Annotated in this window: 11 protein-coding genes; 9 read left to right on the top strand and 2 right to left on the bottom strand. The window is 66.7% G+C overall.

The window, feature by feature from the left end; genetic code table 11:
• Positions 1-10: 10 nt before the first annotated feature.
• Both L3V85_RS26570 and L3V85_RS26575 read left to right on the top strand, forming a co-directional pair.
• Positions 11-1,024: a TRAP transporter substrate-binding protein gene (locus tag L3V85_RS26570; protein ID WP_237675655.1), complete on the top strand. Its 1,014-nt coding sequence runs from the start codon at positions 11-13 to the stop codon at positions 1,022-1,024.
• The gene (locus L3V85_RS26575) at positions 1,021-2,961 is read left to right on the top strand and encodes a TRAP transporter large permease subunit (protein WP_237675656.1); all 1,941 of its coding nucleotides are present in this window, start codon (positions 1,021-1,023) and stop codon (positions 2,959-2,961) included. Before L3V85_RS26570 ends, L3V85_RS26575 begins: the two co-directional genes overlap by 4 nt.
• A 22-nt stretch (positions 2,962-2,983) precedes the next feature.
• Here L3V85_RS26575 and L3V85_RS26580 read toward each other — a convergent pair whose 3' ends face one another.
• Together L3V85_RS26580 and L3V85_RS26585 are read right to left on the bottom strand one after the other, a co-directional pair.
• The gene (locus tag L3V85_RS26580; RefSeq protein ID WP_237675657.1) at positions 2,984-3,670 is read right to left on the bottom strand and encodes an HAD family hydrolase; all 687 of its coding nucleotides are present in this window, start codon (positions 3,668-3,670) and stop codon (positions 2,984-2,986) included.
• 83 nt (positions 3,671-3,753) lie between these two features.
• A complete protein-coding gene (locus L3V85_RS26585) occupies positions 3,754-5,091 on the bottom strand; it encodes an MFS transporter (protein ID WP_237675658.1) in 1,338 nt (445 codons plus the stop codon).
• Positions 5,092-5,268: 177 nt separating this feature from the next.
• Here L3V85_RS26585 and cyoA point away from each other — a divergent pair, with 177 nt between their 5' ends.
• From cyoA to L3V85_RS26620, 7 genes are read left to right on the top strand one after another with little or no spacing between them, the layout of a single operon-like run.
• The gene (cyoA, locus tag L3V85_RS26590; RefSeq protein ID WP_237675659.1) at positions 5,269-6,294 is read left to right on the top strand and encodes a ubiquinol oxidase subunit II; all 1,026 of its coding nucleotides are present in this window, start codon (positions 5,269-5,271) and stop codon (positions 6,292-6,294) included.
• Between the two features lies 1 nt (position 6,295).
• A complete protein-coding gene (cyoB, locus tag L3V85_RS26595) occupies positions 6,296-8,299 on the top strand; it encodes a cytochrome o ubiquinol oxidase subunit I (RefSeq protein WP_237675660.1) in 2,004 nt (667 codons plus the stop codon).
• Entirely contained in the window at positions 8,292-8,933 is a 642-nt protein-coding gene (gene cyoC / locus L3V85_RS26600; RefSeq protein WP_237675661.1) for a cytochrome o ubiquinol oxidase subunit III, read from the top strand. The genes cyoB and cyoC overlap by 8 nt, the downstream gene beginning before the upstream one ends.
• Complete coding sequence (gene cyoD, locus L3V85_RS26605) at positions 8,930-9,337, top strand: cytochrome o ubiquinol oxidase subunit IV (RefSeq protein WP_237675662.1); 408 nt, start codon at positions 8,930-8,932, stop codon at positions 9,335-9,337. The genes cyoC and cyoD overlap by 4 nt, the downstream gene beginning before the upstream one ends.
• A complete protein-coding gene (locus L3V85_RS26610; protein WP_237675663.1) occupies positions 9,337-10,134 on the top strand; it encodes an SURF1 family protein in 798 nt (265 codons plus the stop codon). The genes cyoD and L3V85_RS26610 overlap by 1 nt, the downstream gene beginning before the upstream one ends.
• Complete coding sequence (locus tag L3V85_RS26615; RefSeq protein ID WP_237675664.1) at positions 10,118-11,530, top strand: ATP-binding protein; 1,413 nt, start codon at positions 10,118-10,120, stop codon at positions 11,528-11,530. The genes L3V85_RS26610 and L3V85_RS26615 overlap by 17 nt, the downstream gene beginning before the upstream one ends.
• Entirely contained in the window at positions 11,527-12,072 is a 546-nt protein-coding gene (locus tag L3V85_RS26620; RefSeq protein ID WP_237675665.1) for a response regulator transcription factor, read from the top strand. The genes L3V85_RS26615 and L3V85_RS26620 overlap by 4 nt, the downstream gene beginning before the upstream one ends.
• The last annotated feature ends 28 nt before the right edge of the window (positions 12,073-12,100 follow it).

Consider the following 12,100-nt stretch of genomic DNA (forward strand, 5'->3'; position numbering starts at 1 on the left):
GAGACAAAGAATGAACATCAACCGCCGTACCGTCCTGCGCACCGCAGCCGCCGCTTCCACCCTCGCGCTCCCGCTGCGCCAGGCCCTGGCCCAGAAGAACGCGTTCAACTACAAGTACGCCAACAACCTGCCCGTCTCGCACCCGATGAACCTGCGGGCCAAGGAGATGGCCGACGCGATTCGCGCCGAGACCAACGGCCAGGTCGACATCCAGATTTTTCCGAACAACCAGCTGGGCTCCGACACCGACGTGCTGAGCCAGCTGCGCTCGGGCGGGGTGGAGTTCTTCACGCTGTCGGGGCTGATTCTGTCGACGCTGGTGCCTTCGGCTTCCATCAGCGGCGTGGGCTTCGCGTTCCCCGACTACGCCAGCGTGTGGAAGGCGATGGACGGCGACCTGGGCAGCCACATCCGCACGCAGATCGCCAAGGCCAACATCGTGGCCATGGACAAGATCTGGGACAACGGCTTCCGGCAGATCACCTCGTCGAGCAAGCCCATTGCATCGCCGGCCGACCTGAAGGGCTTCAAGATCCGCGTGCCGGTGTCGCCGCTGTGGACGTCGATGTTCAAGGCTCTGGAAGCCTCCCCCACCTCGATCAACTTCGCCGAGGTGTATTCGGCGCTGCAGACCAAGATCGTCGACGGGCAGGAGAACCCGCTGGCCATCATCTCCACCGCCAAGCTGTACGAGGTGCAGAAATATTGCTCCATGAGCAACCACATGTGGGACGGCTTCTGGTTCCTGGCCAACCGCCGCGCCTGGGACAAGATGCCGGCCGACCTGCAGGCCATTGTGGCGAAGCACATCAACGCCGCCGGCATGCGGGAGCGCGCCGACGTGGCCGAACTCAACGCCAACCTGCAGAAGGAGCTGAGCGCCAAGGGCATGCAGATCAACCAGCCCGACCCCGCCGCCTTCCGCGACCAGCTGCGCAAGGCCGGCTTCTACGCCGAGTGGAAGTCGAAGTACGGCGATGAAGCCTGGGCACTCCTGGAACGCAGCACGGGCAAGCTGGCATGAGCGCGCCGCGCCCGGCGGCGCGGCCGCCTGAGCCCCCGACGGGCGGCGCGAGCGGCAACGCCCCGCCCGTGAGCTCGCACGGCCACGGCGATGCGGCCAACGAGGCGAACCCGGCGTCCTTCACCTCGCGCACGGAACATGTGCTCGGCGTGCTGGTCGACGGCCTGGCCGCCGCGCTGGTGCTGGCCGACGTGGCCGTGCTGCTGGCCGGCGTGGTCGCGCGCTTCGTGCTGCACCAGCCGCTGATCTGGTCGGACGAGCTGGCCTCCATGCTCTTCATCTGGCTGGCGATGCTGGGCGCCGTGGTCGCCCTGCGGCGCGGCGAGCACATGCGCATGACCGCGATGGTGTCCAAGCTGCCGCCGCAGCGCCGCCGGCTTGCGGAGGCGATCGCGCTGTATGCCGCGCTGGCCTTCCTGGCGATGGTGGCGTGGCCGGCCTGGGAGTACGCGTCGGAAGAACGCTTCATCACCACGCCCGCGCTCGACATCTCCAACGCCTGGCGCGCCGCGGCGCTGCCCGTGGGCGTGGTGCTGATGGGCATGTTCGCGGTGCTGCGGCTGTTTCGCGACTTCGACTGGAAGACATCGACCAAGGCCTTTGCCGTGGTCGTCACGCTGATCCTCGCCTTCACGCTGGGGCGCGCGGTGTTCGAGGACCTGGGCCGGCTAAACCTGCTGGTCTTCTTCGTCGGCGTGGTGCTGGCCTGCGTGCTCTGCGGCATTCCCATCGCGTTCGCGTTCGGCCTGGGCACCTTCGGCTATCTGGCGCTGACAACCGACACCGCGCTGCCGGTGATCATCGGGCGCATGGACGAGGGCATGTCGCACCTCATCCTGCTGGCGGTGCCGTTGTTCGTGTTTCTCGGGCTGCTGATCGAGATGACGGGCATGGCGAAGGCGATGGTCGCTTTCCTGGCCAGCCTGCTGGGGCATGTGAAGGGCGGCCTGTCTTATGTGCTGGTCGGCGCGATGTACCTGGTGTCGGGCATCTCGGGCTCGAAGGCGGCGGACATGGCGGCCATTGCGCCCGCGCTGTTTCCGGAGATGAAGAAGCGCGGCGCCGACGAAGGCGAGCTGGTGGCGCTGCTCGCGGCCACCGGCGCACAGACGGAAACCGTGCCGCCCAGCCTGGTGCTCATCACCATCGGCTCGGTCACGGGCGTGTCGATCGCGGCGCTGTTCACGGGCGGGCTGCTGCCGGCGGTGATCCTGGGGCTGATGCTGTGCGTGGTGGTGTTCATGCGCAACCGCCATGAAGACCTCAGCCAGGTCGCGCGCCCGCCGTGGAAACAGGTGATGCGGCTGGCCCTGGTGGCGCTGCCGGCGCTGGCGCTGCCCTTCGTCATCCGTGCCGCCGTGGTCGAGGGCGTGGCGACGGCGACGGAGGTGTCGACCATCGGCATCGTCTACGCGGTGGTGGCGGGGCTGGTGGTGTACCGGCAGTTCGACTGGCGGCGGCTCGGGCCGATGCTGGTGGCCACGGCGTCGCTCTCGGGCGCGATCCTGCTGATCATCGGCACGGCAACGGCCATGGCCTGGGGGCTGACGCAATCGGGCTTCTCGCGCTGGCTGGCCGAAGCCATGGCCAGCCTGCCGGGCGGCGCGCCGATGTTCCTGGCGGTGTCGCTGGTCACCTTCGTGGTGCTGGGTTCGGTGCTGGAGGGCATACCGGCCATCGTGCTGTTCGGACCGCTGCTGTTTCCCATCGCGCGCCAATTGGGCATCCACGAGGTGCACTACGCCATGGTGGTGGTGCTGTCGATGGGGCTGGGCCTGTTCGCGCCGCCGCTGGGCGTGGGCTACTACGCCGCCTGCGCCATCGGGCGGGTGCGGCCGGACGCGGGCATCCGGCCCATCGTCGGCTACATGCTGGCCCTGCTGGTCGGCACCATCGCGGTGGCGGCCATTCCGTGGCTGTCGATCGGGTTCCTCTGATTCGAGGCCCGGCCGGGATTGCTCAGGCGAGCTTTCCGGCCGGCGCCGGCGGGAACCAGCGCGGCAGGTGCGGCACCGCGTCGTGCAGCGACTCGAGCACATGGAACGCCTGGCCGGTGATCGCCTCGGGCGGATGCTTGAGATCGGGCACCACCACGACCCGCAGGCCCGCCGCGAGCGCCGACCTGGCGCCGTTCTCGCTGTCCTCGAAGGCGATGCAGTCTGCCGGCGCCACGCCCAGCCGCTCGGCCGCGAGCAGGTAGAGCGCCGGATCGGGCTTGGCGCGCGTCACCTCGTCGCCGCCCGCGAAGGCCGAGAAATGGTGCAGCAGGCCCAGGCTGCCGAGGCAGGCCTCGATCTGCCGGCGCGTGGACGACGAGGCCACGGCGCAGCGGATGCCCCGCTCGCGCAGGGCGCTCAGGAATTCGGCCGCGCCGGGCTTGATGGGAAAGAGCGGCGCGCCATCCGCGCGCTCGAGCTGCAGATACCGGCGCACGTGCTCGATGGCGTGGCGGTAGGCCTCGGGACCGCCCAGCAGCGACGCGAGGATCTGCTCGGACTCCACGGTGGACAGCCCCACGACCTGCAGGTACTGGCTGTGCGAAAGCTCGATGTCGAGCGTGCGGGCGGCCTCGATCCAGGCGGCCATGATGGGGCGCTCCGAATCGATGAGCAGCCCGTCCATGTCAAAAATTGCGGCGGCGAACATGCGAGGCATCCTAATGAAAAAGGGGCCGAACCGGCCCCTTTGGAAGAAACAACCGCTGCATGCGCTGCGGCTTGGCGGCTTCGTCAGTCGCGTGCCAACGCCCGGTTCAGGCCCAGCGCGGCCAGCGTGGCGACAGCGCCCGACAGCAGGTACACGCTCACGTAGGCCAGGCCGAAGTGCGCCGACAGGCCCAGCGCGACCAGCGGTGCGAAGGCGGCGCCGATCAGCCAGGCCACGTCCGCCGTCAGGGCGGCGCCGACGTAGCGGTACTTGGGCGCGAAGTTCGAGGTCACGGCGCCGGCAGCCTGGCCGTACGACAGGCCCAGGATCACGAAGCCCACCAGGATGAAGATGTCCTGGCCGATGCGGCCGCCGTCGAGCAGCGTGGGGGCGAAACCGCTGAATGCGGCAATCACGGCGGCCAGGCCGCCCAGCGTGAAGCGGCGGCCGATGCGGTCGGCCAGCAGGCCCGAGGCCACGATGCCGGCGGCGCCGAGCACGGCACCGACCATCTGCACGACCAGGAATTCGGTCACGGACTGGTCGGAGTACAGCGTGATCCACGACAGCGGGAACACGGTGATCAGGTGGAACAGCGCGTAGCTGGCCAGCGCGGCGAAGGCGCCGATCAGGATGTTCGAGCCCTGCGAGCCGACCAGTTCGGTCACGCTGGTGGGTTCGAGCTCGCGCTCTTCGAGCAGGCGCGAGTATTCGTCGGTGGCCACCAGGCGCAGGCGGGCGAACAGCGCCACCACGTTGATCGCGAAGGCCACGTAGAAGCTGTAGCGCCAGCCCCAGTCGAGGAAGTCTTCCGACGGCAGGCTCGAATACAGGTACGCGAACAGTGCGCTGGCAATGAAGAAGCCGATGGGCGCGCCCAGCTGGCCCAGCATGGCGTACCAGCCGCGACGGTTGGCGGGCGCGTTCAACGCGAGCAGCGAAGGCAGGCCGTCCCACGAACCGCCCAGTGCCAGGCCCTGGCCGAAGCGGAAGACCGACAGCAGCACGATGGCCGTGAAGCCCAGGCTGGCATAGCCCGGCAGGAAGGCGATGCCGGCGGTGGAGGTGCCGAGCACGAAAAGCGCCAGAGTCAGCTTGGCTTCCCGCCCGAAACGTCGCTGGATGGCCATCGAGATGACAGTTCCGAACGGACGCGCGATGAAGGCGAACGAGAAAATCAGGAAAGAGTAGAGAACGCCTTCGAGATGTTGCTCGAACGGGAAGAAAACCGCAGGAAACACCAGCACCGAGGCGATGCCGTAGACGAAAAAGTCGAAATATTCGGAGGCGCGGCCGATGATCACGCCGACCGCGATTTCGCCGGGGGCGATGTGCGAGTGGTCGTCACCCTGCCGGGCACCGGTTTCGGGCGAGTTCGGCAGCGGATGGGCGCCTTGCGGACTGATGCTGGACGTCGTCATTGCTTCTGTAATTCGGGTGTCACCTGGGGAAGTGACACATAGGATCATGGACAGTCTATAGCGTCTCACCGAAACACATTTACCGCCATAGGACAAAACGTCCAATAGGCGAAACCCGTCTTCAGGCGTAGATTGTGGGGTCTTTTTGCGTCGCCCCCGCACCTCTTTTCCCCCGGCATGCACATCCTCAAGAACCTTCGCCGATCGCTCCTGCTGCTTCCCGCCGTCCTCCTGGCGGGCTGCAACACGGTGCTGATGAACCCATCCGGCGACATCGCCCATCAGCAGGGACGACTCATCGTCGTCTCCACCGTGCTGATGCTGATCATCATCATCCCGGTGATCGCCCTGACCATCTTCTTCGCCTGGCGCTACCGCCAGTCGAACAAGGAGGCCACCTACAGCCCCGACTGGGACCACTCCACCCAGCTCGAGCTGGCGATCTGGGCGGCGCCGCTGCTCATCATCATCGCGCTGGGCGCGATCACCTGGATCAGCACCCACGTGCTCGACCCCTACCAGCCGCTGCGCCGCCTCGACGCCCAGCGCCCGATCCCCGCGGACACCAAGCCGCTGGTGGTCGAAGTGGTGGCACTCGACTGGAAGTGGCTGTTCATCTACCCCGAACAGGGCATCGCCACGGTGAACGAGCTGGCCGCCCCGGTGGACCGCCCGATCAGCTTCAAGATCACGGCCTCCTCGGTCATGAACTCCTTCTTCATTCCCGCGCTGGCCGGCCAGATCTACGCCATGCCGGGCATGGAGACCAAGCTGCACGCGGTGATCAACAAGCCGGGCGAGTTCGACGGCTTCTCCGCCAACTACAGCGGTGCCGGCTTCTCGGGCATGCGCTTCAAGTTCCACGGCCTGAGCGACGGCGACTTCGACCAGTGGGTCCAGAAGGTCAAGTCCGGCAAGGACGGCGAACTCACCCGCGAGCTCTACAAGAAGCTCGAGGCCCCCAGCGAGCGCGAGCCCGTGCGCCACTACGCCGCCGTGGATCCCGCCCTGTACGACGCCATCCTGAACCTGTGCGTGGACCGCAACAAGATGTGCATGAAGGAAATGATGGCGATCGACGCCGACGGCGGCATGGGCAAGCCCGGCGCCTTCAACGTCGCCACCAAGCAAGCCTGGCTGACCGACTCCCTCGACTCGCCCAAGCGCAAGTACGTCACCGCGATGTGCACCACCGAAGAATAAGATGTTGCAGAACCTAGACCTGACGAAGCTCGTCTTCGGCCGCCTCACCTGGGAGGCGATTCCCTACCACGAGCCGATCCTGCTCGCGACCTTCGCGGGCGTGGTGCTGGGCGGCATCGCCGTCCTCGGCGCACTGACCTACTTCAAGCTGTGGGGCATGCTGTGGCGCGACTGGATCACCAGCATCGACCACAAGAAGATCGGCATCATGTACATCATCCTGGGCCTGGTGATGCTGCTGCGCGGCTTCGCCGACGCCCTGATGATGCGGGCCCAGCAGGCCATGGCCTTCGGCGACAACGCGGGCTTCCTGCCGCCGCACCACTACGACCAGGTCTTCACCGCCCACGGCGTGATCATGATCTTCTTCGTGGCGATGCCGCTGGTCACGGGCCTCATGAACTTCGTGGTGCCGCTGCAGATCGGCGCGCGCGACGTGGCCTTCCCGTTCCTGAACAACTTCAGCTTCTGGATGACCACCTTCGGCGCCGGCCTGGTGATGGCGTCGCTGTTCGTCGGCGAGTTCGCCAAGACCGGCTGGCTGGCCTACCCGCCGCTGTCGGGCATCCTCTACAGCCCCGACGTGGGGGTCGACTACTACATATGGTCGTTGCAGATAGCGGGGGTGGGCACATTGCTGTCCGGCGTAAACCTGCTGGCGACCATCGTCAAGATGCGCGCACCCGGCATGACCATGATGAAGATGCCCGTCTTCACCTGGACCGCCCTGTGCACCAACGTTCTGATCGTCGCCGCCTTCCCGGTGCTGACCGCCGTGCTGGCCCTGCTGTCGCTCGACCGCTACGCAGGCACCAACTTCTTCACGAACGACATGGGCGGCAACGCCATGATGTACGTGAACCTGATCTGGATCTGGGGCCACCCCGAGGTGTACATCCTGATCCTGCCGGCCTTCGGCATCTTCTCGGAAGTGGTCTCCACGTTCTCCGGCAAGCGCCTGTTCGGCTACGCCTCCATGGTTTACGCCACGGTCGTGATCACCATCCTGTCGTACCTCGTCTGGCTGCACCACTTCTTCACCATGGGCTCCGGCGCCAGCGTGAACTCGTTCTTCGGCATCACGACGATGATCATCTCGATCCCGACAGGGGCGAAGATCTTCAACTGGCTCTTCACCATGTACCGCGGCCGCATCCGTTTCGAGCTGCCCATGATGTGGACCATCGGCTTCATGATCACCTTCGTGATCGGCGGCATGACCGGCGTGCTGCTGGCCGTTCCCCCGGCCGACTTCGTGCTGCACAACAGCCTATTCCTGATCGCCCACTTCCACAACGTGATCATCGGCGGCGTGCTGTTCGGCATGCTGGCGGGCATCACCTACTGGTTCCCGAAGGCCTTCGGCTACAAGCTCGACCCGTTCTGGGGCAAGTGCTCGTTCTGGTTCTGGATCGTCGGCTTCTGGTTCGCCTTCATGCCGCTGTACATCCTGGGCCTGATGGGCGTGACCCGCCGCATGAGCCACTTCCAGGACATGTCGCTGCAGATCTGGTTCCAGGTCGCCGCCTTCGGCGCCGTGCTGATCGCGCTGGGCATCGCCTCGTTCATCATCCAGCTGGTGGTGAGCTTCATCCGCCGCGAATCGCTGCGCGACACCACGGGCGACCCGTGGAACGGCCGCACGCTGGAATGGTCGACCTCGTCGCCCCCGCCGGCCTACAACTTCGCGTTCACGCCGCGCGTGCACGACAACGATGCATGGTCCGACATGAAGGCACGCGGCTACGAGCGTCCGCTGGAAGGCTTCAGCCCGATCCACATGCCCAAGAACACGGCCGCCGGCTTCATCATCGCTGCGCTGGCTGCGGTGTGCGGCTTCGCGCTGATCTGGCAGATGTGGCTCGTGGCAGGCATCGGCTTCGTCGCCATGCTCGCCGCCACGATCATCCATACCTTCAACTACAAGCGCGACTACCACATCCCCACGGAAGAAGTCGTCCGCACCGAAGACGCGCGCACGCGCCTGCTGGCTGCCAATGTCTAATAACACCGCTCTTTCTTCCGCCGCCGTGACCGCGCCAGCGTTCGACGTCTTCAACGTCCGCAACGAAGACCATCATCCGGAGAACGGAACCCTGCTGGGGTTCTGGCTCTACCTGATGAGCGACTGCCTGATCTTCGCCTGCCTGTTCGCGGTGTACGGCGTGCTGGGCCGCAGCTACGCGGCCGGTCCCTCGGGCGCCGACCTGTTCGACCTGCCGCTGGTGGCGATCAACACCTCGCTGCTGCTGCTGTCGTCCATCACGTACGGCTTTGCCATGCTGCAGATGCAGCAGCGCCGCATGGGCGGCGTGCTGGTCTGGCTGGCCATCACCGGCTTGCTGGGCGCGGGCTTCATCGGCCTGGAGCTGTATGAATTCGCGCACCTGATCCACGAAGGCGCCGGCCCGCAACGCAGCGCGTTCCTGTCGTCGTTCTTCGCGCTGGTGGGCACCCACGGCCTGCACGTGACCTTCGGCATCGTCTGGCTCATCGTGCTGATGATCCAGCTGCCCAAGCACGGCTTCACCGCCGCCAACCGCCGCCGCCTGATGTGCCTGTCGATGTTCTGGCACTTTCTGGACGTGGTCTGGATCGGCGTCTTCACCTTCGTGTACCTGATGGGATCGCTGCAATGAGCGCGCATATCGAAACCGCCGGCCATGGCGCACATGGCCACGACAGCCATGACCACCACGACGATGGTCCGGTGAGCCACAGCACCTTCAAGGGCTACATGACCGGCTTCGTGCTGGCCGTGATCCTCACCGCCATTCCGTTCTGGATCGTGATGGCCAAGGTGTTCGACAAGCCGAACACCACCGCCCTCGTCATCCTGGCCTTCGCCGTGGTGCAGATCGTGGTGCACATGATCTATTTCCTGCACATGGACGCCAAGTCCGAAGGCGGCTGGAACATGCTGGCGCTGATCTTCACGCTCGTTGTCGTCGTCATCACGCTGGCCGGTTCACTGTGGGTCATGTACCACATGAACACGAACATGATGCCGCACTCGATGCACGACATGAAGAACATGCCCTGATGGCGCCGGCAGTCCGCCAGCGTTCCACCGCCGCACGGGTGGCGCTGGCGGTCTTCGCCGCCCTCGCCTTCTGCGGCTTCCTCGCGCTCGGCACCTGGCAGGTCGAGCGCAGGGCCTGGAAACTGGATCTCATCGCCCGCGTCGACCAACGCGTGCACGCCCCGGCCGGTACGGCCCCCGGGCGAAACGAATGGCCCACCGTCAACGCGGCCAACGACGAATACCGGCACATCCGCATCGCCGGCACTTTCCTCCACGACAAAGAAACGCTGGTGCAAGCCAGCACCCGGCTCGGCGCCGGCTTCTGGGTGCTGACCCCGCTGAAGGCAGCCGACGGCACCGTGGTGCTGGTCAACCGGGGCTTCGTGCCTCCCGAGGCGCGTGAGCGCTCTGCCCGCACCGCGTCCGAGCCCCAGGGCGAGACCACCGTGGCCGGCTTGCTGCGCCTGACCGAGCCCAAGGGCGGCTTCCTGCGCAAGAACGACCCGGCGGCCGACCGCTGGTTCTCGCGCGACGTGCAGGCCATCGCCACCGCGCGCGGCCTGGCTGACGTGGCACCCTATTTCGTCGACGCCGAGGCCACGCCCGCCGCAGCCACCGCACAGCCCACCGACACCCCCGCGTGGCCCGCCGCCGGCCTGACCGTCATCGCCTTCCCCAACAGCCACCTCGTCTACGCATTGACCTGGTATGGCCTGGCGCTGATGGTGCTGATCGCCGCCTGGTTCGTGCGGCGCAGCGAAAATGCGGGCGATGCCGACGCCCGCCCCGCCCCACAAGATGCCCGCCGCGACTGAGGCCGTCGCGGTCGCGGGGGAGCTTCACGCCCCCCGCGCCGGCGTCGCCAGCCTCGATAACGCCACCGGCCACCAGAACATGCAGCAGCTGATCCAGCTGCGCTGGTTTGCCGTCGTCGGGCAGGTGGTCACCATCCTCGTGGTGCACTACGGCTTCGCCATCCGGCTGCCGCTGGACCACATGCTGCAGGTGCTGACCTGCCTGGCCCTCTTCAACATGGTGAGCCTGCTGCGCGCGCGCAGCCACCGGCGCGTGACCAACGGCGAACTGTTCCTCGCGCTCCTGGTCGACGTGGCCACGCTCACCGCCCAGCTCTACCTGAGCGGCGGCGCCACCAACCCCTTCGTGTTCCTGTTCCTGCTGCAGGTGACGCTGGGCGCGGTGCTGCTGAAGGCCTGGTCGACCTGGACCATCGTGGTCATCACCAGCATCTGCTTCGCGGGGCTGGCGTTGTTCTCGCGCCCGCTCGCGCTGCCGCTGGACCACAACCGGGGCCTGTGGAGCCCCTACATCCAGGGCATGCTGGTGTGCTTCGCGCTGAACGCGGCGCTGCTGGTGATCTTCATCACCCGCATCAGCCGCAACCTGCGCGCCCGCGACGCGCGGCTGGCCGACCTGCGCCAGCGCGCCTCCGAAGAAGAACACATCGTGCGCATGGGCCTGCTGGCCTCGGGCGCGGCGCACGAGCTGGGCACGCCGCTGGCCACGCTGGCCGTGATCCTGGGCGACTGGCGCCGGCTGCCGCATTTCAGCTCCGACCCCGAACTGCTGACAGAAGTGGCCGAGATGGAACTGCAGATCCAGCGCTGCAAGAGCATCGTGAGCGGCATCCTGCTGTCGGCCGGCGAGGCGCGCGGCGAATCGTCCGAAGAGACCACCGTCAGCACCTTCCTGGACGACCTGATCGAAGAGTGGCGCACCACCCGCCCTATCGAGGACTTCGAGTACGACAACCACTTTGGCCGGGACCTGCCCATGGTCTCCGACTCCGCCCTCAAGCAGATGATCTGCAACGTGCTGGACAATGCCCTGGAGGCGTCGCCGCACTGGCTGCGCCTGGAGGCGGCGCACGACGCCGACGCGCTGACGATCACGGTCACGGACGCGGGCCCCGGCTTCCTGCCGGCCATCCTGAAGGAGTTCGGCAAACCCTACCAGTCGAGCAAGGGCCGCCCCGGCGGCGGGCTGGGGCTGTTCCTGGTCGTGAACGTGGCGCGCACCGTGGGCGGCCGGGTCGCCGCGGGCAACCGGCCCGAGGGCGGCGCGATCGTGAAGATCACGCTGCCGCTGGCGGCCATCGTGCTGGAAGAAGAGGAAGACGAGGACGACGACGGCGAACAGGAAGCCGAAGAGACCCTCGACCGCGGGACCACCGAAACACAAACGAGGCCATGACCGGAACCGAAGCTGAGCGCCAGTTGCTGATCGTCGAGGACGACGATGCCTTCGCGCGCACGCTGGGCCGTTCGTTCGAGCGACGCGGCTATGCCGTGACGCATGCGAGCAACCTCGAGGAAGCCGGGGCCTTGCTGGAAACCATGTCGCCCGGCTATGCCGTGGTCGACCTCAAGCTCAACGGCGAGGCCTCGGGCCTGGCCTGCGTGCAGATGCTGCACCGTCACAACGCCAAGATGCTGATCGTGGTGCTGACGGGCTTTGCCAGCATCGCCACGGCGGTGGAGGCCATCAAGCTCGGCGCCTGCCACTACCTGGCCAAGCCGTCGAACACCGACGACATCGAGGCCGCCTTCGGGCGCGCCACGGGCACCACCGAAGTCGAGCTGACCAACCGCTCGACCTCGATCAAGACGCTCGAATGGGAGCGTATCCACGAGACGCTGGCCGAGACCGGCTTCAACATCTCGGAGACCGCGCGCAGGCTCGGCATGCACCGGCGTACGCTGGCACGCAAGCTGGGCAAGCAGCAGGTCAAGTAGTAAGTTAACGACCGGGGCATGCAGGGTG

Origin of the sequence: Variovorax paradoxus, assembly GCF_022009635.1 — a bacterium.
GTDB lineage: Bacteria > Pseudomonadota > Gammaproteobacteria > Burkholderiales > Burkholderiaceae_C > Variovorax.